The organism is Tuberibacillus calidus DSM 17572 (genome assembly GCF_000430685.1).
Classification (GTDB): domain Bacteria; phylum Bacillota; class Bacilli; order Bacillales; family Sporolactobacillaceae; genus Tuberibacillus; species Tuberibacillus calidus.
In genome coordinates, this window is the sequence record NZ_AUMM01000027.1 from 1 (window position 1) to 19,981 (window position 19,981).

Genomic DNA, 19,981 nt, shown 5'->3' on the forward strand with positions numbered 1-19,981 from the left:
GTTCGTGTACGGAAATAATATGCTTTTTCCGATTGCTTATCAAAACAGCCGATCGAAAAGGTCAAAATGATACGCTTTTGGCGAAAAGGGGTAAAAACGCCGACTAAAAAATTCCAATTCAGCGGATTGCATATCATTTCAAGGCTGTTTGTGCGCGGAAATGATATGCTTTTTCCGATTGCGTATCAAAACGGCCGATCGAAAAGGTCAAAATGTTATGCTTTTGACGAAAACGGCCTTCAATCGCCTGTTTCGTATAGAAATATAGCTCCAAAAAGTCGTTAATGGCAAGTCGATCGAACATTTTAGCTTACGGTTGGCGAAAATACCGTTAGATAAGACATACCGAGAAAAAATATAATGGACTTCCACTTCTTCCATTGGTCTCGGCCATTTCTTAAAAAAACTGGGTGGGTGCCCGGTTTTTCCTCGTTCCTTGAAGGGAACTGAACGAACTCAGCTTGGTAGAGCACTCAAGCAAGACATCGTCGAGTAGACGGCACTGAGGAACACGCAAGTGAAGAGGTGTTCCGAACCAACCAAGCGACGTTACGGGTGGGAAATACCGATTCCTTATTATAAAAACATTGTCTCTTAAGGGATTCTTTAAAAAATTCATTTGAATGGCTTGATAATTTATAATTTTTCTGATATGTTACTGGCAAGTAACACAAATAATAAAGTAACACTTGGAGGGATTTATGAAAAAAGTTGAACGCTCGATTGAAATCAAAGCGAGTTTATCAGAAGTATGGAAACTCATCTCGACACAGGAAGGCATGCGTCAATGGATCCATTCCAATATGGAGATTGACACACGGGTGGGTGGAAAGTATCGCGTACAGGATCCAGATGAGAATCAGGTGATCTGTGGAGAGGTAATAGAAATGATACCAATGAAATTACTTTCTCTTTCGTGGTTTGAATTAGGGTCCGATTGGGTTAATCCAACGAAAGTAACGTTTATGCTTGAAGAAATTTCCGATGGCGTTAAGGTTCATGTCTCTCATACTGGGTTCGAAATGATCGGAAAAAGTGATTGGGAGAGGACTTATAATGAGTATCAGAAAGGGTGGACACGTCACCATTTACTTGAGAATTTGAAAGAAAGAGCTGAAGGTTAGTTGGACCCACATGACAAATCCTACAAACTAGATGAAAAAGCCTTTTTCCAAACTATCGGAGACAACACACGTCGCGCTATTTTGGATCTCTTGGCGGAACATGGCGAATTGACAGTCACTCAAATAAGTGAACACTTTCCTAACTTGGTCCGCTCAGGTATTTCAAAACACTTGATGCAATTACGTAAATTAAAACTCGTGTATTCAAAAAAACGCGGAAGAGAACAATTTTACAGTTTGAATCCGGAAGTGATTTGGAGTGTCCTAGAGCCATGGATAAAAAAGTATGAAAAATATTGGAGTAAGAATCTTATTCGGTTGAAACAAGCCGCAGAACAAACGAAGCAAAATCACACAGAATGATTTGAAATGAAATGGCATGACTTACTTTACAAAAGTTTGAATAAGAATTTTTTTGGGAGGCATGTTTATGAAATTTATGACACCACAAATTAATCTTTATGTGGAGAATTTGGATGAATCAAGAAAGTTTTACGAAAAACTTGGCTTTAAACTAAAGTTTACTGCAGAAATTGATGGTGAGGCAACACATCACGAACTTGTACTGGATGGTTTTGTTTTAGGTATAGCAACCAAGGATTCGGCTAGAAAGGTTCATGGCTTAAATCCGGGTAAAAATGAAGGTTGTGAAATAGTTCTTTGGACAGAGGATGCGGATCTTGCGATAAAATATCTTTCTGAAAATGGTGTAACGGTGGTGTCACAGCCTCACGATTTTTTGAATTTAAGAGCTGGTTACGTCCAAGACCCAGATGGCAATCCCATTCATATAGTTTGTAAAAAGGAAAATTAATTAAACGTGTTAGAGGACAGGTTAGTTAAGTAGTAATAAAAAAACTTAGGATTGAAATGAAAAAAAGCGGAATAGGGGGGTGGGTGACTTGCGTTCGGAACAGTGGACCATGCAGGCACCGGATGGAGTGGAAGTTCATGTCTATGAGTGGCTGCCGGAAAAAGACCCATGGGGCGTGGTACAAATAGCGCACGGAATGGTTGAACATGGACTTCGTTATCAACGGTTTGCCGAAGCGCTAACAAAGGAAGGATTAGCGGTGTTTGCCAATGACCACCGCGGACACGGAAAAACAGCCAAATCGAAGGATGAAAGGGGACATTTTGCGGATCAAAACGGCTGGGATATCGCAATCGGCGACATGAAACAATTGAATGATGTCATAAGAAGCCGCCTTCCGAAACTCCCGACCATTTTGTTTGGACACAGTCTCGGATCCTTTCTTTCAAGGCGTTATGCTCAACTGTACGGCAACAGTATCTCTGCCTTGATTTTATCGGGAACGGGTGGAAATCCGGGATTTGCGGGTTCACTTGGGTTACTAGTGGCTAAGCGGGAGATTCGTAAAAAAGGGAAACGGGCAAAGAGCAACCTAATGAATAAGTTAATATTTGGCAGATACAACAAAGCCTTTAAGCCGGCTCGTACACCTTTTGATTGGCTGAGCCGAGATCCAAGTGAAGTGGACCAATACATTCAAGACCCCGATTGCGGTTTTCTAGCGTCCACGACTTTTTATGCAGATTTAATTAAAGGACTAAAGGAACTTGACCGTCCTGAATGGTTAAACCGGATGCCGAAGGATTTGCCGGTTTTGTTTATCTCAGGCGATCAGGATCCGGTCGGTGCCAATGGCAGGGGGGTGAAGCAGGTGTATCGAAACTTTAAAAAGGTCGGAATGACGGATGTTACCTGCAAGCTTTATGAAGGAGGGCGCCATGAGCTGCTGAACGAAACGAACCGTATGGAAGTCATGCGCGATATCGTGCAATGGATCGATGAACATATCAATAAAACTTTGTCTTGAGCGTCCACTTTTTGAGATAAATTTTTATAACTATTTTTTCTTTTCGTATGAAACACATAAAAAACTCGTAAAAAGTCGTATATAATGAAAGGAGATGTCCGCTCGGAGGTTACCTTGATGAATGAACAGTATATCAGTTCGCGACGGTTAAAGTTATTTATTAAAATCATAGTTGTGTTCGTTTTACTTGCTGCTCTCATTTTTACGATTTATAAAGTGATACAAGATAAAACGACGATAAGTGTCGGTGAAAAAGCTCCCGATTTTACACTGAAAACTTTGGATGGACAAGTGCTGAAATTGTCGGATTACCGCGGACAAGGTGTCCTATTGAACTTTTGGGGCACATGGTGCGACCCTTGTAAAAAAGAAATGCCCGCGATCAACGCGGCAGATCTGAAAAAAATAAAAGGCGTCAAGATCATTGCCGTAGATATAAGGGATACGCCTCGCGATGTCCGGAATTTTTACAAGCGCTATCATATCGGTTTAACGACGGTATTGGACAGAAACGGCAAAGTGACCGATGCTTACCATGTCGATAACATTCCTTCAACTTTTTTAATTGATCAAAACGGCATCGTCGTCAAAACCATTAAAGGCCCGATGACTTCCGTGGATGATGTGATAAAAAATTTAACACTGGTTACACCTTAAAGGAGGGGATGGCTTGGTATCGAATGTGAATTTATTTTTAGCGTTTGCGGCTGGACTGCTTTCATTTCTATCACCCTGCACGTTACCCGTATATCCCGGATTTTTATCATATATAACAGGCATTTCCGTTGATGAATTCAAAGAGCAAAACGCCATGCTCAGCCGGCGAGCGATGCTCCATACCGTTTTTTTCTTGCTTGGCTTTTCGATCATCTTTATTTCATTGGGTTTTAGTGCCTCAATCATAGGGGAATGGTTTACCGAATACAATGATCTTTTAAGACGCATCGGCGCCATTCTCATCGTTTTTTTCGGCTGTGTCGTCTTAGGCATTTTTAAACCGGGATTTCTTATGAAAGAAAGGCGCATCACTTTGCGAAACCGGCCTACAGGCTATATCGGCTCATTTGTCATCGGGTTGGGTTATGCTGCGGGTTGGATGCCATGCACGGGGCCTATCTTAGCCTCAGTCATCGCCTTAAGCGTCACTGCCCCGGGACAGGGCTTGTTTTATATGATCGCCTATATCCTTGGTTTTGCGTTGCCGTTTGTTATTTTAGGCTTTTTCATTGGCAAATTAAGTTGGATTCGTCGTCACAATGAATGGATGATGAAAATCGGCGGTATCGTTATGATTATCATGGGTGTGATGCTTTTCTTTGATTGGATGACGCTTTTGACATCTTTTCTGGTTAACAAAGTGTTCGGCGGGTTTACCGGTTTTTAATTGTTGAATCTCTTGCGAAAGAATGTTTTTAAGACTGCTTTAGTCATTGCGAAAACAAATGCAAGGGAAGAAAGTTCAACAAAAAGATGATGCCAATTTGTTAAAACGTCAAATATTCAATAACTCAAAATAAAACCAGGCAAGAAATTTATTAAAAAAATCTCTAGAAAAGAAAATAATTTATCTATTTTCGTCCCCTCCTTTTGCTTTTTACTACAATTGTAAAATATTTTTCTAAAAAATCAATAAATTGGTTGTATAAAAATGATCGGTACATAAAAATCTCTGATCCATCACACCCTACCAATAAGGAGGGTTAAAAGATGGATGATAACAATAAGCGAAATGACGACAAGCCCAAGAACAATGACCGGCATTTTGATAAAACTTTAGGTCGCCCGCAGCATCCCCCGGCACAACCCAAGGATTATGAAGAAATTGAATATTAAAGGAATCCTAAGCGGCGTTATGCCGCTTTTTTCCTTATATGGAATGACTAATTTACCGCAGGGCAGAGACTATTCAAAATTGTATAAATAAAATTCGGGACAAGTTTTCAATCATTCGTTTCGATAGGCAATATGAAATGATAATTGTTTGAAATAAAGCACTTGTACAAAAAGGGGAATGTCCTTGTATAATGAGGGTAGTGCTCATTGAGGTGGTGGACAGTTATGAAAAACCGCAAATTACGCTTGGTTGTGCGTACTGTTATTTTGATAATGATCATTGCTGCTGTCGGGTATACGCTGTTCCAGGTGCTTCATTCCAAGGATGCTTTGGCCGAAGGTGATACGGCGCCGGATTTTGCCTTAAAAGATCTGCAAGGCCGGACGGTTCATTTGAAAGATCTCCGCGGCAAAGGCGTTATGTTGAACTTCTGGGGTTCCTGGTGTGATCCTTGCAAGGAAGAAATGCCGTTTATAAATGAGGCTTATAAGAAAAAAGTGGATGGTGTGGAGGTTCTCGCTGTTAATATTCGCGAAACGAAGCTTGTCGTCCAAAATTTTGTCGATCATAACCAATTGTCCTTTCCCGTTTTACTTGATACTAATGGTTTTGTCACGGACAATTATAAAGTTGTGCCGATCCCAACAACTTTTTTAATTGATAAAAACGGTAAGATCGTCAAAATTCTGACGCGTCCAATGGCAAGCGTTGATGAAGTATTAGACAATATGAAGCTTATCCAACCCTAAAAACGAAAAAGTACCACCCAATTTGTTTTGAAAAAAGGAGGGCGGGGCAGAGCACGCCAAAAAGCGAAGGACGTTACATATCGAGCCGTGTTAAAAGGTAAAGCCACGCAAACGGAAAACGTGAATCAAATCAACGGGAAGACCCTTGTACAACGTCATAGAATCCCTTTTTAGGGTCCATATGCGAAAAATCCCTTACCTCATATTCTTTGCTTCTATCAACCTGCTTTTTAGAAAGCAGGCTCAATTTTTGTCGGAAGATTTTCCTTAGAAATGAAAGGGTTTTCATAAAGAAGGAGCGAAGTCTTTAATAAATTTATATTGAGGAGGGATTTTCTTGGAACAAAACACGCTTGAGATCAGTCGTCGTCTTGCGGACTTTTTGGTTGGGACGAAAAAGCTCTATATTGGCGGAAAATGGGTGGAATCAGCATCCGGAAAAACGTTTGATACGTTAAACCCGGCAACCGGTGAAGTGTTGGCAACCGTTTACGAAGCTGGGGAAGAGGATGTCAACCGCGCAGTAGAAGCAGCCCGCAAAGCTTTTGACGAAGGCCCGTGGTCCAAAATGAGCGCTGCCTCAAGAAGCCGATTGATTTACAAATTGGCTGACCTGATGGAAGCCCATAGTGAAGAGTTAGCACAATTGGAAAGTCTCGATAACGGCAAGCCGATTCGTGAATCGAGGCATGCCGACGTGCCTCTGGCCATTGAGCACTTCCGCTATTATGCTGGTTGGGCGACCAAGGTCACCGGGCAGACGATTCCTGTAGCCGGTAAGTATTTTAACTATACGCGTCATGAGCCAGTCGGCGTGGTGGGGCAAATCATTCCATGGAATTTCCCATTACTCATGGCGGCATGGAAGTTAGGGGCTGCCCTAGCAATGGGATGCACCGTCGTTCTGAAACCGGCCGAGCAAACGCCGCTTTCAGCCTTGTACCTTGCAGGTCTTGCTGAAGAGGCCGGGTTCCCTGAAGGTGTCATTAATGTCATTCCAGGTTTTGGCGAAACGGCAGGAGCCCCGCTTGTCAGACATCCGAAAGTCGATAAAATCGCATTTACTGGTTCGACCGAAGTCGGTAAACAAATCATGGAACAAGCAAGCCGCACCTTAAAACGGGTGACGCTCGAACTTGGCGGCAAGTCACCAAACATTATATTGCCTGATGCGGATATGTCCCGAGCCATTCCGGGAGCGGTCTCTGGCATCATGTTTAACCAAGGGCAAGTGTGCTGCGCAGGAAGCCGCCTCTTTGTTCAGAAAAAGGCGTTCGACAATGTCGTCTCGGATTTAGTCACCTACTCCAAAAAAATTAAACAAGGTGAAGGCTTGAATCCGGAAACGGAAATGGGTCCGCTTGTATCCAAAGAACAACAAGACCGTGTCGTCAATTATATCGAGAAAGGCAAATCCGAAGGGGCCGAGCTTCTGACGGGTGGCACGTATTCCGAAAGAGGCTATTTTGTGGAACCGACCGTTTTTGCCGATGTCAGTGATGACATGACCATTGCCAAAGAGGAAATTTTCGGTCCCGTTGTTTGTGCGATGCCGTTTGAAGACTTAGATGAAGTCATCGCCCGCGCGAATAACTCCGAATATGGCTTGGCCGCTGGACTTTGGACAGAAAATGTGAAAAATGCCCACTATGTAGCGAGCAAATTAAAAGCCGGAACGGTCTGGGTAAACTGTTATAACGTCTTTGACGCAGCAAGTCCCTTCGGCGGTTATAAAGCGTCCGGAATCGGTCGCGAAATGGGGTCTTACGCGCTGAATAACTATACTGAAGTTAAGAGTGTTTGGATCAATTTAGGCTAAACAAACTAAAAGGGGACGGGAATTCCTAGGAGAGAATTCTCGTCCCTTTAATCATGACGAAAAACATGAACAATAGGCCAAGATAGCCGAATAAAGGATACAGATGGGTGATGAGCGGGCCATAGCCGATTTGACTGATGACATAAACCCCCCCGAGTAACCCCGCCATAAGTATCGCCTCTTTTATGTGAAAAAGCTGTCCAAGATGGCGCTTAAGCCCGAAAATGTTGCCAATAAAGGTGGTAAAGATTTCCCCGAAAATTACTAAAATATAAAGCAAGTGAACGACTGTGCCCAAAGCTTTAATCAATTCGGCCATCGGAATTTGGACGCTCAAGGTAAAAGGAGCTCCGGCTAAGGCGGTATGACTGAAAAGAAGCAAAATGGCAAGGAGAACTCCGCCGAGTAGTCCCCCCCGCTTGATGACGACGGTTTGGCGAAGATCGCCGCCTAAAGGCACAAGGACGGCTTGAGCTGTGAGGAGGTTGAAGGAGACGTAAGTAAACGCGCTGATCAGCCAATGATAGGGAAGGTGATCGATTGGGTAAGTCGGGAACAAGATCGACCAGTGAATAAACGGAAAACGTAAAATGCAGACCCCCATAGTAAAGAGAATCATGAGCGGAACAACCATGGCATTAACGGCCATCAATCCTTTTAATCCGTTTTTAAGTGCGCCGTAGCAAAGCAGGATGGTTAAAAACAAACCGGCTTGCAGCGGAAAACCGAGCTGTTCCTGGAAGACGGCTCCTGCGCCCGACAACATAACGGCTGTCACACCAATAAGGACGATAAGGATAAAACCGTTAAAGAGACGGCCGACCGTCTCACCGAATAAATAGACATTTAAATCCTTATATGAGCCGGCTTTGATTTTAGCCGCAAGCAGCATCATTTTTGTTCCCGCCCATATAAAAAGGAGACCGCTGAAGAAGATGCCAATCGTCCCCCAAGCGCCGTATTGGGTAAAAAATTGCACGATTTCCTTTCCCGTCGCAAACCCCGCACCTACGACCGTTCCGACGAAGGTAGCGGCAATTTGTAACGATTGCCGAGTGGCTTGTGTCATCCCCGTTCCACCTTCTCCCATTCCAAAGTATTTTCTACCAAAATCAGAAAGTTCCCGTCCATTGCAAAATAAGAATGAGACCACCGAGAATCCAAACATAGATGGCGAAAAGTTTGAGCGAACGCCTTTTCACGAAATCGATCATCCACTGAATGGCTAAGTAACCGAAAAGGGCAGCGGATAATGTGGCGATCAGAAGGGGAACGAAACTCACCTGTTCCGTTGTTCCGTGGATGAGGTCCGCCCCTTGTAAGACGACCGCGCCAGCCACGGCAGGTGCTGATAACAGGAATGAAAAATAGGCGGCAGTATCAGGGCTAATTTTCCTCATTAAACTCGCAGCAATGGTCGCCCCGGACCTTGAGATCGCAGGGAAAATGGCCAAAGCCTGAAAACAGCCAATAAAGAAGGCATCGCCCAAGCTGATTTGTTCTAATTTTTTATGACCGTTTTTCACATGTTCGCTAAACCAAAGAAGTAAGCCAGTGAATAAAAATTCCCAACCGACGGTCACGCCGGTTTTAGCAATCTTTTCAAAAAAGTCATTAAACAAAAAACCAAAAACCACGGCGGGAATTGTACCGACAACTAGTAACGCGCTCAGGCGGCTAAACGGTCGGCGAAGAAGGGATGTCAGTTCATTTTTATAGAAAGTGAGGATCGCAATCAAAGTGCCCAGGTGCAGCATGGTATCTAAAAAGAGACCAGCCTCATCAAGGCCAAAGAGATGGCGGCCGAGGTAAAGGTGGCCGCTGCTGGAAATGGGCAAGAATTCAGTGATTCCTTGCAACAATCCGAGTATAAATGATTCGATTCCGTTCATGTCCGTTTCCTCCGCTCCCAATAAGATGCCTCGTCCTATATATATTTCATTACCTGGGCACTTATTAAAGCTTGACCGATTTTTTTGGGATGGAACGATTTATGGAGGAAAATTAAGGTATAATGAAAATGACAAAGGCTTTCATAAAGTAGGTGTCATATGGACGACATTATTCATCTGTTGGATCAATATGGCTATGTCATTTTGTTTTTGTCATTAATGCTCGAATTGATCGCCTTACCCATTCCGACGGAGCCGTTGATGAGTTATGTCGGTTTTTTAACCTATCAACATCAAATGAATGTCATTCTTTCGGTTTTAAGTGCTGCCTTCGGCAGTTTCTGTGGCATGTCCGTTGCCTATTGGATTGGGTTTAAGTTGGGCTATCCGTTTTTTAATAAACACGGTGCAAAAATACATATGGGGCCGGAGCGATTGAAGAGGATGGAAGGGCTTTTTCACCGATACGGCTCGCAATTTTTGCTCATTACCTGTTTTATTCCAGGAGTTCGTCATCTTTCTGGCTATTTTGCCGGTATTTCACGAATGACATATCGCAGATTTTCCATTTTTTCCGGGATAGGCGTCCTCATTTGGACCGGTTCCTTCATTGGGCTAGGCCATCTCCTTGGACCACAATATGATTTAATTGAACGTTCAATTAAAAAATACATGGTGCTCATCGTTGCGTTGATCGTTCTGGTAGCTGTTGCCGTTTATCTGGTAAAAAGGCATTTAGAGAGCATCAAATGGTTTATTGTGAAGTCGGCCAAAATGATTTACTCAAGTTATAAGATCCGGTTTCGCCAAAAGCTGTTAATTACCAGTGTTGTCGTATTATTTATTGTTTTCGTCTCTGTGTCCGTTGGGCTGATCCAAGATTACTTTGCTCATGATTTCGGTGATTTCAATCGGATCTTCCTTCTCGTCTTCTGGAAGATTTTCAGCAAAAACGACGCGCTTTACATGGATGATGTGCTGATGTTAGCTTCGCCTTATGCCCTTATGACCGTCATGGCGGGCACTTTGATCTTTATCAGTTTAAAAAGCGCTGATCGCGATTTGGAAATATGGATTTCCGCAATACTTGTCGTTGGGGGAATTACCTATATTGAAGGCATGCGAAAACTATTCGCTTGGATCGGTAGCGAATTTCATTGGACGATTACGGGTGTGCCGGCGTTTCCGAACGATGAACTGATTTTGGCGGTGATTGTCTATGGGTTTTGCGCCTTTATCATCTCCCGCCATGTCGCAGGACACCTATTTAAACTATTCATGTTGATTCTCGTATTATGGATTTTGTGCGTGCTCGGCCTTAGCGGCATTTTCTTCAGTATTCAACCGCCGAGTGGCATCATCGCTGGCTATATGTTCGGAGCCGTCTGGCTAAGCTTTATGGTCCTTATCTTAGAAATATGGAGACTGATCCGCTGGAATGTTCGTCGCAGGAATTAAATAACATAAAGATACTTGGCTCAAGCAAGTCTTATGGGAAAAGATAGAACCATCGTTGGCCTGAAAAATGTCATCTAGTTTCTTACCAGTATGAAAAAATACCTCACCGTGTTCGGCGAGGTATTTTTTGTTTTATAAGTTACCAACCATTTTCTATGCCTTTAGTAGCATCCTATGAAAACTCTTCTTTCCAACGCCAAAAGTTTCTTTGTAGTTTGAATGCTTCATCCAGGTTTAAAAACGGAGATGCTTCGCTAATGCCTTTTGAGATGGATATTTTTCATTTAAATCGCACATTCTATTTAAATAATCGCGTATAAAGGAGTCGGTAAAAGTGAAAGGGATTGTACTCGCAGGAGGAAAAGGGACGCGTTTATATCCGTTGACCTTGGTTAATAATAAACATTTGTTACCGGTCTATCAAAAACCAATGATCTATTATCCGCTCTCTGTGTTGATGTTGGCAGGCATTCGGGACATACTGTTAATCACCACTCCAGAAGATGTCGGCCGTTTTCAGAAACTGCTCGGAGACGGATCGGATATCGGACTCAATTTGAGCTATGCAGTTCAAAATGAGCCGAATGGGATTGCCGAAGCGCTTCTCATCGGTGAATCCTTTATCAACGGCGATCAAGTCGCTTTAATACTCGGAGACAATATTTTTTACGGTCAAGGGTTTACGAGTTTATTGCGTCGGGTAATCGAGCGTTTGGATGGGGCAGCTGTTTTTGGCTACCGGGTGAAGGATCCGGAACGGTTTGGCGTTGTTGAGTTCGATGAACGTAAAAAGGTGCTTTCCTTAGAGGAGAAGCCGAAAAAGCCGAAATCCGATTTTGCTGTGACCGGCTTGTATTTTTACGATTGTCATGCGGTGGAGTACGTGAAAAGCCTAGAAAAATCTGCGCGCGGAGAGCTTGAGATCACCGATTTAAATCGCATCTACATGAAAAAAGGGAAGTTATCTGTGGAATTGCTCGGCCGCGGATTCGTCTGGATGGATGTTGGTACGCATGAATCCCTCCATGAAGCGTCTGAATTTATGAAAACGATTGAGGTTCGTCATGGCTTTAAAGTAGCCTGCCTTGAAGAAATCGCCTACTACACGGGAATGATCACGAAAGAGCAGTTGCTTCGCCATGCCGCAAAGTACAAGAACGATTACGGGTATTATTTGCTCGATATCGCCAAGAGAAAACACATTCAGCAATACTGGGAGCCATTTGATGAACACTATCTAGAGGGGTGGATGAGACATGCGGAGTAAACGCATCTTAGTGACTGGCGGGGCCGGCTTTATCGGTTCCCATTTCATTTCATTCTATTTAGATCGTCATCCCAATGATGAGGTGATCAACCTCGATAAATTGACATATGCCGGTCGTTTAGAACATTTAACGGAGGTGGAGGGGCGTCCTGGTTATACGTTCGTTAAAGGAGACATATGTGACGGCGATTTGTTGGATCATCTTTTTACGAAATATGACATTACAGACATCATTCACTTTGCGGCAGAATCCCATGTTGACCAGGCGATACGGAATGCTGACCCTTTTATAATGACCAATATCCAAGGCACTTATCAATTATTAAAGACCGCTTTGAATCATTGGAAGCGTGATCGGCACAACCACCGCTTCCATCATATATCCACCGATGAAGTCTACGGCACTTTGAATCCCGGGGATGCTCCGTTTACGGAACAATCACCGTACCGTCCCAATAATCCTTATAGCGCTTCCAAAGCGAGCGCGGCATTACTCGTTCGCAGTTTCCATAAAACGCATGGTTTAAATACGGTCATCACACATTGCACGAATAATTACGGTCCAAAACAACACGAAGAAAAATTGATCCCAACGATCATTCATCGAGCTTTCACCCTTCAAGAAATCCCGATTTACGGGGATGGACGACAAATCCGAGATTGGCTGTTTGTCCGCGACCATTGTGAAGCGCTTGACCTTGTTTTTCATCGCGGAATGGCGGGGGAAGAATACAATATTGGCGGGCATTGTGAGATAGAAAATCAGGCGCTTTCGGAGATGATTTGTGATATGCTAGATGTTTTTTGCCCGCTCCCGATTCAAAGCGGAAAGATTCGCCGTTATCGGGATTTAATCACGCATGTAGCCGACCGCCCCGGACACGATCGCCGTTACGCTTTAGATACGAGCAAATTGGAGAACGAGCTGGGATTTAAACCGAGAACAAACTTAAAAGACGGGTTAAGGGAGACGATTCAGTGGATGGCACATACCTCCCTTAAAGCGGCTAGACCTGAAGAAAATGTCGGTTGAACCGCTAAAAGAAAGGTGAGAGCATGCGCTATCGTCCGATGATTTCTGTCGTAATACCGGTTTATCAATGTGATACGTGTTTAAAAGAACTCTATGGCCGATTGAGAACCGCTTTGGAAAAGATTTCACGGCAATTTGAAGTAATTTTTGTCAATGATGCAAGTCCCGACAGGTCGTGGGAGATCATTTGTCGATTGGCCGTCAAGGATCCAAGGGTGAAAGGTCTGCAATTATCCCGAAACTTCGGTCAACATTATGCGATTGCTTGCGGATTGGATCGAGCGGCTGGTGATTGGGTCGTTGTGATGGATTGTGACTTGCAGGATCAGCCGGAAGAGATCGTCCGTTTATATAAAAAAGCAAGCGAAGGGTATGACATCGTTTTTGCCCGGCGCGCGGAGCGAAAGGATCCAAGGCTTAAGAAATGGCAATCAAAGATGTTCTACAAAGTGTACGGTTACTTGACTGATCGTCACTTTGATCCGGCGATCGCCAACTTCAGTATTGCCAATCGGCGTGTGATTAACGAAGTCATTCGCATGCGTGAGAAGAGCCGCTCGTATCCATTGTTCCTTAAATGGCTCGGATTTCGTTGGACAACAGTTGATGTTAATCATTCGGAGCGCTATGACGGAAAATCCAGTTATACATGGTCCAAGTTAATCCGTTTTGCGACCGACAGCATTGTTTCACAATCGAATAAACCGCTTCGTTTATCGATAAAGTTTGGTTTTATTGTTGCTCTTGGTTCATTGATTTATGGGTTGTTTTTGATTTTTAAATATTTTTTCTTGTTTCAACCCGTTGCTGGTTGGACGAGCATGATGGTGTTTCTCGCCTTTTTGGGCGGCTTATTGATGGCAAATCTCGGTATTTTGGGGCTTTACATCGGGAAAATTTTTGATGAGGTCAAAAACCGACCGCTTTATGTCATCCGCGATGCGATCGGTTTCGATTCGTACGAGCCATTTTTGATTGAACGCAGGTCTAGACCATATTTCATCGATCATCAGGAAAAGCCGTCCGAACACCGAACCGAAAAGGAGTAGTTTCATGAACGGATGGATCGAAACGCCTTGGGACAGTCGTGCCTTGGGGGTATCAACCTACGAATTGACCGACATCAGCCTGGAAACATTGATGGCCACGGAAAGCGTCCCAGGGCATTTTACTGCCCGCGTGCCTCCGCTGGCCTCCAAGCGGTGGCTTCATGAGTATGGGTTTTACTATTGTGATACGTTGATTGAACCCTTTTGTAAAAGGACGTCTTTCAAACCGGTTTTTCACGAACACATTACAGCCCGCCCTGGCTTAGCACCTGAGGTCGCCAAACGCATGTGCCAAGGGGTCTTTCAATATGACCGTTTTCATCGCGATTTTCACATTCCGAATGAGCGGGCTGATCGCCGCTATATCTACTGGATCGATGATATTGCCGAAAAAGGCGTGATTTATGGGTTATGGTTTAAAGACGAGTCAGCCGGCTTCTTCGCCTGTGAGGAAAACCGGATTTTGCTTCATGCTTTGGTCGATCCATGGCAAGGGAAGGGTTTGGCGAAATTTTTTTGGAGTGCCGCTTGTCAGGCCTTGTTTGATGTAGGCTATGAGGAGCTGAGAAGTTCGGTTTCCAGTGCGAATCTGGCTGTTGTGAATTTGTATCGTTCCATCGGCTTTTCTTTTCGCCATCCCGTCGATCTTTACCATAAATTCAATCCACCCAAGCTGTAAAAAGGTGATGGTAATGGGGTACATTTACATAATCGGAACGATCGGTTTTACGGTTTACGGCCAGCTTATTTTAAAATGGCGCATCGCCCGCCTGACGAATTGGCCGGAAAATACAACGGCTAAACTCCTTTATTTATTAAAAGCTTTGCCGGATCCTTTTATTTTATCAGGGCTATTGGCTGCGTTTGTCGCTTCGCTTTTTTGGATGTTAGCCATGTCGAAATTTCCGCTCAGTTATGCCTATCCCTTTATGAGCTTGTCGTTTGTTCTTGTTTTTCTGTTATCTGCCGTCCTTTTTCATGAAACGATCACTTGGACCAAAGTGGCGGGTCTAATTCTTGTCATCTTGGGCCTGATTGTTTCTAGTCAATCCCATTAAGAGGTGATTGGAATGATCCCATTTAATCGTCCAGCCTTGCTAGGTGAGGAAGTGGACTATTTACGCGCAGCGATTGAAACCCGAAAATTATGCGGGGACGGGATGTTCACGAAAAAATGTCAAGAATGGCTAGAGCTCCACACGGGTTGTAAAAAAGCGCTTTTAACCCCTTCCTGTACGCACGCTTTGGAAATGGCGGCGGTCTTAATCGGGATCAAGCCGGGGGATGAAGTAATTATGCCTTCGTATACCTTCTCCTCCACGGCGAATGCCTTTCTATTGCGGGGAGCTAAAATTGTCTTCGTTGACCTCCGGGCAGATACGATGAATATCGATGAATCGCTCATTGAAAAAGCGATAACGGAACGAACGAAAGCCATTGTGGTCGTGCATTATGCCGGTGTGGCTTGCGAAATGGATGCGATCATGGGGCTTGCAGACAGCTATGGTTTATATGTCGTTGAAGATGCCGCCCAAGCGGTCATGAGCCGTTATAAAGGCCGGCCGCTCGGTTCCATTGGCCATCTGGGTTGCTACAGCTTTCACGAAACGAAAAATTTTACAAGCGGGGAAGGCGGTGCGCTTTTAATCAATGATGAGGCTTTTATGGGCCGGGCAGAGATTATTCGGGAAAAAGGAACAAACCGCAAACAATTTCTGTTAGGCCAGGTTGATAAGTATACGTGGGTCGATATCGGCTCATCTTTTTTGCCAAGTGAATTAAATGCCGCTTATTTATTAGCTCAACTGGAACGCGCTGAACGCATTACGGAAAAGAGATTGTCCATTTGGAACTTTTATTATGAGGGTTTGAAGGATTTAGAAAAAAAGGGGAAAGTCGTGCTTCCAACGGTTCCTGAGGACTGCTCGCATAATGCACACATGTTTTATTTAAAGGTGAAGGATCGAGACGAACGGGACGAGCTCATCCGCTTTTTGAAGGAGAAAGGGATAACCGCTTGCTTCCACTATATCCCCCTTCATCGTTCTGAGGCAGGCCGCCGTTGGGGTCGGTTTGCCGGGGAAGACCGCTACACGACCCGCGAAAGCGAAAGGCTCGTTCGCCTGCCGCTTTATTTCGACTTAGAGCCGGAAGATGTCGAATATATAGTCCAATGTCTACATGAATTTTTTTAAAAGCGTTTTACCGTATAAACCGTGGTTTTCGTTACAAAATAACGATGAAGGGATGAGTATAGGAGGGATATCCGTGCCGGATTTAACGCCAAAACCTGATGACCGCAGTGATAATGTAGAAAAGCTTCAAGAGATGGTGCAAAACACCATTGAAAACATGGAAGAAGCCGAAGAAACATTGCGCGATGACGGTCTTTCCGGAAAAGACCGAGAAGCGGTCATTGCCAAAAATAAACGGCGGGAACAAGCCATTGAAGGCATGCGCAGAGAGATTAAAGATGAAGCCCGTTACCAACAAAACCGAACGGAATAACCAAAGGGTGCTCTCAAAGAGCACTCTTTTTAAGCTATTAGGAAAAGTATGTCGTTAGTTAGGGCAGTATAGGGGCAGCCATGGCTCTGCCTTTGCAAGAAAGGAGTACGTACTGGTAAAAAAGGATAACCTTTTTAGGCCAGCATAAGGATCACAAAGGCCCTCTCATCACCTTAAAGACTTGGCCGTAAAGTTTTCCTTATTTAAAAATGTGACGAAGTAGTGAATTTTTTAATATTTTTTCTTTTTTGGCGAATGGTTGCTGAAAAAATAATCCAAAAAAAGACTTTATTCGGCTACTTTTGTCAAACGGGGCAGTCTAATATTTGTCAGGAATAATCTAAAGGCCACTAAACATGACATGTTTTGTCGACTTTTAACAAGTTTTGTCAAAACGATTGAAAAGTAGTCCGTACCTTTGGATAATAATTTTTGGGCTTTTTTAAACTTCACATGAATAAAAGGATGGGGTTAGGGATGAACGGATTAAAGTGCTTAAGCGAGGAGGACCTCAAGCGCTCCATCGATCAGAAGCGAAAGGAAATGTTTCGGGTTGCCTCCATACGGGGAATTAGTAATATAGAAACAGTTAAATCGAGCAAAGAACTCGATATATTGATTCTATATTATCAAAAGTATTTTATGAATTAAACGGGAAGCCGCCTTCGTTGTGTGGACAAGTCGTCTTTTTCTTTTCACAATGAAGGTTAAAGTTATAATGACAAAGCGGTGACCCGTTTTAAAAAATTCCGCGATCGCTTTTATTATCGGTATTTTTTTCCTTCTTTCCATTGGTTACAGTAGTTATATCCTTTTATACAACATTCCCCCGATGCATTAAAAGTTCGAATGAAAGACATCGAGCGGGTAATAATAAAAAGGCCACATACTATTTCTTCAAAAGGAGTTGAGGCATGTGGCCAAGGATGTTTTATGTGAAGTCCAAAACTGTCGGTATTGGGAAAAAGGAAATAAATGCAGCGCTGAGTCCATCTATGTCGTCAGTCAAGTCGGCCATGAAGCCCGTGATTCGGAGGAAACGGATTGCAAAACGTTTGAGCCGATATAGGAAAGAAGAGGTTGGCAGAGGCCAACCTCTTCTTTATGGTTTTGGATTCGTGATCACCATTTTTGGCAAGGATAAAACATAGGCATCTGAGAGATTTTCCAACTCAATGACTCTTTCGTAGTCCGATTTATAATGACGGAATTCCGTAACGGGTTCTCTTGTACGAAGATCGAGGGCTTCGCCGTCATCGAAATTTTTATTAGGCTGATACATTATTTTTTCATTGATGAAAGAGCCTTCAGGCATATAGTATCTCATGCCGATGGTATTATGAGTCGTATTAAGAAGGTCTTGACCGAAATGAACGAGCTGGTTGTCGATGGAAATCCCCATCAGATTGGCGACGGTCGGCAGAAAATCCAATTGTCCGCCGATGATTCGGTTGACCTCCCCGTGAGTGACGCCTGGAATCGTGACAATAAACGGGATATTATAACGGTCGATCGAGCTGTACGGGTGATCAAGTAACCCATTTAAAAGGGATAGGTCATTTTTATTTAACATTTTTCGATCTAGGCCAAAATGGTCACCATAAAAGACGATCACGCTGTTGTTCCATAAACCTTCAGCTTTTAAACGATCGATAAATCGGCCAATAGCGGCATCCGTATAATGCTGCGCTTGTAAATAATCACCGACGATGGAGCCGTCATATTGGGTAGGAAGGGTCAACCCTTTTTTCTCGTCCGGGATTTTATACGGATGATGGCTTGACATCGATACAAACATCGCATAAAAAGGCTGCGGGCTCTTTTTTAAGATGGACACCCCTTTGTTATAAAGGACATCATCCGAAGGCCCGAGGCCGACAATATCCTTATTCCCATATAATGGCTGTTCATAAAAATGATTAAAACCAAGTGCCGGATAGAGTTGGTCGCGATTCCAAAACTTGAGCTCATCGGCATGGAAGGTCATCGTGTTATAGCCAAGGTGGTTTAACAGCCGCGGAAGACTTGGAGTTTTGCGATCACCCTCCGAGATCGATGTCGCGCTGTAGGCTTGCGGGAAAAGCGATGTATTCATCATATATTCGGCATCGGAAGTATTCCCAGGTCCGACTTGTTGAAAGACATTCGGAAAATACAAGCTTTCCTTCAGCAGGCGATTTAAGTTTGGCGTTATTTCCTCACCATTGACCTTTGTATTCAAAAGGAAATTCTGAAAGGACTCCATTTGAATCACAATAATATTTCTGCCCTTGGCAACCCCATACCATGTTCGATTATGCGGCTTTTTATAGGTAATGCCTTTTATATCACGGATTTTTTCGTTGATTTCCGCAGGAGTCAAGCTGGTATCCAATGGTTTAATGTTCGCTTGCGGGTTTTTATATAAATTAAGTAATTCGTAGTTGAGGATTCCTTTATTTTCAGCCGCCAATACAGGGTTTGCAATATCAACCCCTTTGTAATAAGTAAAGGACATGAGTGCGAGCACAACGGCTACCGTAATAGCGGCCTTTACCCATTTTTTGTTGATTTTAATTGTGTAAATGGGAAGTTTTTTAAAGCGCTGTAAAAGTATTAAAATCAGCATATCCACATACATTAAAAGATACAATGGGTTTAATAATGAAAAGACGCTGTCACTGATAGCAGAAACTTGCCCAAGCTGAAACAACGCAAAATACGTAGGCACCGTGTTAAAATAGGCGACATACAAAACAATTCCGCCAAAAAGGGTCGTAAGCACTGCATCCCCGAGGAAATAAGCCATGTTTCGAAATCTTGCAGGCAAAAATTCTATAAGTCCCATTAATAAGAAGATATAGCAGCCTTCCAAAATAAAAGCTTTTATAAGGTCGAAGTCATGGAACAAAAACAGGTGGATAAGCACGGCTTTTGTTGTGAGAATAATAGAAAAGATCGCATATTGGCTTGTTAAAAAACGGCGCAAATTACTCCAAATTTTACCCATGACACATCCTCCTGCATTACCTTAAAGCCATTCCATATTATAAAGACGATATTAAAGGGAAAAAGGATTCTTTAAATCATATGACATTGATAATAGATATAAGCCTTAAAAACTATTTTACTGCGATTGATAAAAGAAAGGCAATATGTCAAAAAAATGACATAGTCTTATATTGAGATCGTTATTGGTCAGATAATTTCCATTTTATGGTCAATTTATGCTTTGATTGCCCTCTGAATTCGTGTTAAAATAGATGAGAAACAGATTTAAGACAAGCCTTTCTTACATACAATCACAACATCAGTGCTTTGTCCGGAATGGTCCACCTACATGTAAAATGAACCGATTGGTGAATTCAGGCGTCTTTTTATAAGTCAACGTTTAATTTGCCTAACCGGTTCAAATATTGAATGTTTCT

General features: G+C 43.2%; 22 protein-coding genes. 19 read left to right on the plus strand and 3 right to left on the minus strand.

Translation table 11 applies throughout. From position 1 onward, the window contains the following. Positions 1-701 precede the first annotated feature (701 nt). The 9 genes from H532_RS0107930 (at position 702) to H532_RS0107970 (ending at position 7,367) form a co-directional block, all read left to right on the plus strand. On the plus strand, positions 702-1,124 hold the full coding sequence (locus H532_RS0107930; RefSeq protein ID WP_027725046.1) for an SRPBCC family protein: 423 nt from the start codon (positions 702-704) through the stop codon (positions 1,122-1,124). Next, on the plus strand, positions 1,125-1,487 hold the full coding sequence (locus tag H532_RS18260; protein ID WP_051263217.1) for an ArsR/SmtB family transcription factor: 363 nt from the start codon (positions 1,125-1,127) through the stop codon (positions 1,485-1,487). Between the two features lie 67 nt (positions 1,488-1,554). Then, positions 1,555-1,938: a VOC family protein gene (locus H532_RS0107940; RefSeq protein WP_027725047.1), complete on the plus strand. Its 384-nt coding sequence runs from the start codon at positions 1,555-1,557 to the stop codon at positions 1,936-1,938. 88 nt (positions 1,939-2,026) lie between these two features. After that, positions 2,027-2,965 carry an alpha/beta hydrolase gene (locus H532_RS0107945; protein WP_027725048.1) on the plus strand — a complete coding sequence of 313 codons (939 nt, stop codon included), beginning with the start codon at positions 2,027-2,029 and terminating at the stop codon, positions 2,963-2,965. A gap of 117 nt (positions 2,966-3,082) precedes the next feature. Continuing rightward, on the plus strand, positions 3,083-3,622 hold the full coding sequence (gene resA, locus H532_RS0107950) for a thiol-disulfide oxidoreductase ResA (RefSeq protein WP_038111850.1): 540 nt from the start codon (positions 3,083-3,085) through the stop codon (positions 3,620-3,622). Between the two features lie 13 nt (positions 3,623-3,635). Then, positions 3,636-4,349, plus strand: coding sequence for a cytochrome c biogenesis CcdA family protein (locus H532_RS0107955; protein WP_027725050.1), 714 nt, complete (start codon positions 3,636-3,638; stop codon positions 4,347-4,349). A 323-nt stretch (positions 4,350-4,672) separates the two neighbouring features. After that, entirely contained in the window at positions 4,673-4,798 is a 126-nt protein-coding gene (locus H532_RS20955) for a hypothetical protein (protein WP_281169034.1), read from the plus strand. 225 nt (positions 4,799-5,023) lie between these two features. After that, positions 5,024-5,548, plus strand: a complete 525-nt coding sequence (gene resA / locus H532_RS0107965; RefSeq protein WP_027725051.1) for a thiol-disulfide oxidoreductase ResA — start codon at positions 5,024-5,026, stop codon at positions 5,546-5,548. Positions 5,549-5,885: 337 nt separating this feature from the next. Further along, positions 5,886-7,367: an aldehyde dehydrogenase family protein gene (locus H532_RS0107970; protein WP_027725052.1), complete on the plus strand. Its 1,482-nt coding sequence runs from the start codon at positions 5,886-5,888 to the stop codon at positions 7,365-7,367. 25 nt (positions 7,368-7,392) lie between these two features. Here H532_RS0107970 and H532_RS0107975 read toward each other — a convergent pair whose 3' ends face one another. Further along, complete coding sequence (locus tag H532_RS0107975; RefSeq protein ID WP_027725053.1) at positions 7,393-8,436, minus strand: YkvI family membrane protein; 1,044 nt, start codon at positions 8,434-8,436, stop codon at positions 7,393-7,395. 43 nt (positions 8,437-8,479) lie between these two features. Further along, positions 8,480-9,259, minus strand: coding sequence for an undecaprenyl-diphosphate phosphatase (locus H532_RS0107980; RefSeq protein WP_027725054.1), 780 nt, complete (start codon positions 9,257-9,259; stop codon positions 8,480-8,482). A 159-nt stretch (positions 9,260-9,418) separates the two neighbouring features. Here H532_RS0107980 and H532_RS0107985 point away from each other — a divergent pair, with 159 nt between their 5' ends. The 10 genes from H532_RS0107985 to H532_RS19885 all read left to right on the plus strand — a co-directional run bounded on the left by H532_RS0107985 (position 9,419) and on the right by H532_RS19885 (position 17,643). After that, positions 9,419-10,717 (plus strand): VTT domain-containing protein, encoded by a 1,299-nt coding sequence (locus H532_RS0107985; protein ID WP_027725055.1) that lies wholly within the window; start codon positions 9,419-9,421, stop codon positions 10,715-10,717. A 334-nt stretch (positions 10,718-11,051) separates the two neighbouring features. Then, a complete protein-coding gene (gene rfbA, locus H532_RS0107990; RefSeq protein ID WP_027725056.1) occupies positions 11,052-11,984 on the plus strand; it encodes a glucose-1-phosphate thymidylyltransferase RfbA in 933 nt (310 codons plus the stop codon). Next, the gene (gene rfbB / locus H532_RS18265) at positions 11,974-13,017 is read left to right on the plus strand and encodes a dTDP-glucose 4,6-dehydratase (protein WP_051263218.1); all 1,044 of its coding nucleotides are present in this window, start codon (positions 11,974-11,976) and stop codon (positions 13,015-13,017) included. The genes rfbA and rfbB overlap by 11 nt, the downstream gene beginning before the upstream one ends. 23 nt (positions 13,018-13,040) lie before the next feature. Further along, complete coding sequence (locus H532_RS18270) at positions 13,041-14,066, plus strand: glycosyltransferase family 2 protein (RefSeq protein WP_081412384.1); 1,026 nt, start codon at positions 13,041-13,043, stop codon at positions 14,064-14,066. 4 nt (positions 14,067-14,070) lie between these two features. After that, positions 14,071-14,745: a GNAT family N-acetyltransferase gene (locus tag H532_RS0108005; RefSeq protein WP_027725057.1), complete on the plus strand. Its 675-nt coding sequence runs from the start codon at positions 14,071-14,073 to the stop codon at positions 14,743-14,745. Next, positions 14,729-15,124: an EamA family transporter gene (locus H532_RS0108010; RefSeq protein ID WP_245566435.1), complete on the plus strand. Its 396-nt coding sequence runs from the start codon at positions 14,729-14,731 to the stop codon at positions 15,122-15,124. Before H532_RS0108005 ends, H532_RS0108010 begins: the two co-directional genes overlap by 17 nt. 12 nt (positions 15,125-15,136) lie before the next feature. Then, entirely contained in the window at positions 15,137-16,261 is a 1,125-nt protein-coding gene (gene rffA / locus H532_RS0108015) for a dTDP-4-amino-4,6-dideoxygalactose transaminase (protein ID WP_027725059.1), read from the plus strand. A gap of 73 nt (positions 16,262-16,334) precedes the next feature. Continuing rightward, complete coding sequence (gene tlp / locus H532_RS0108020) at positions 16,335-16,574, plus strand: small acid-soluble spore protein Tlp (protein WP_027725060.1); 240 nt, start codon at positions 16,335-16,337, stop codon at positions 16,572-16,574. 477 nt (positions 16,575-17,051) lie between these two features. Further along, entirely contained in the window at positions 17,052-17,225 is a 174-nt protein-coding gene (locus H532_RS19880; protein WP_162142919.1) for an aspartyl-phosphate phosphatase Spo0E family protein, read from the plus strand. Positions 17,226-17,490: 265 nt separating this feature from the next. Then, a complete protein-coding gene (locus tag H532_RS19885; RefSeq protein WP_081412387.1) occupies positions 17,491-17,643 on the plus strand; it encodes a DUF1540 domain-containing protein in 153 nt (50 codons plus the stop codon). Positions 17,644-17,676: 33 nt separating this feature from the next. Here the strand turns inward: H532_RS19885 and H532_RS0108035 are convergent, their stop codons facing one another. Beyond that, positions 17,677-19,563, minus strand: a complete 1,887-nt coding sequence (locus H532_RS0108035; protein WP_027725061.1) for an LTA synthase family protein — start codon at positions 19,561-19,563, stop codon at positions 17,677-17,679. Positions 19,564-19,981 lie beyond the last annotated feature (418 nt).

Excerpts from the sequence above, each read along its gene's own strand:
- H532_RS0107930 (WP_027725046.1), top strand. The coding sequence starts at position 702 with ATGAAAAAAGTTGAACGCTCGATTGAAATCAAAGCGAGTTTATCAGAA.
- H532_RS0107940 (WP_027725047.1), top strand. The coding sequence starts at position 1,555 with ATGAAATTTATGACACCACAAATTAATCTTTATGTGGAGAATTTGGAT.
- resA (WP_038111850.1), top strand. The coding sequence starts at position 3,083 with ATGAATGAACAGTATATCAGTTCGCGACGGTTAAAGTTATTTATTAAA.
- H532_RS20955 (WP_281169034.1), top strand. The coding sequence starts at position 4,673 with ATGGATGATAACAATAAGCGAAATGACGACAAGCCCAAGAACAATGAC.
- resA (WP_027725051.1), top strand. The coding sequence starts at position 5,024 with ATGAAAAACCGCAAATTACGCTTGGTTGTGCGTACTGTTATTTTGATA.
- H532_RS0107975 (WP_027725053.1), bottom strand. The coding sequence starts at position 8,436 with ATGACACAAGCCACTCGGCAATCGTTACAAATTGCCGCTACCTTCGTC.
- H532_RS0107980 (WP_027725054.1), bottom strand. The coding sequence starts at position 9,259 with ATGAACGGAATCGAATCATTTATACTCGGATTGTTGCAAGGAATCACT.
- H532_RS0107985 (WP_027725055.1), top strand. The coding sequence starts at position 9,419 with ATGGACGACATTATTCATCTGTTGGATCAATATGGCTATGTCATTTTG.
- rfbB (WP_051263218.1), top strand. The coding sequence starts at position 11,974 with ATGCGGAGTAAACGCATCTTAGTGACTGGCGGGGCCGGCTTTATCGGT.
- H532_RS18270 (WP_081412384.1), top strand. The coding sequence starts at position 13,041 with ATGCGCTATCGTCCGATGATTTCTGTCGTAATACCGGTTTATCAATGT.
- H532_RS0108005 (WP_027725057.1), top strand. The coding sequence starts at position 14,071 with ATGAACGGATGGATCGAAACGCCTTGGGACAGTCGTGCCTTGGGGGTA.
- rffA (WP_027725059.1), top strand. The coding sequence starts at position 15,137 with ATGATCCCATTTAATCGTCCAGCCTTGCTAGGTGAGGAAGTGGACTAT.
- H532_RS19880 (WP_162142919.1), top strand. The coding sequence starts at position 17,052 with ATGAACGGATTAAAGTGCTTAAGCGAGGAGGACCTCAAGCGCTCCATC.
- H532_RS0108035 (WP_027725061.1), bottom strand. The coding sequence starts at position 19,563 with ATGGGTAAAATTTGGAGTAATTTGCGCCGTTTTTTAACAAGCCAATAT.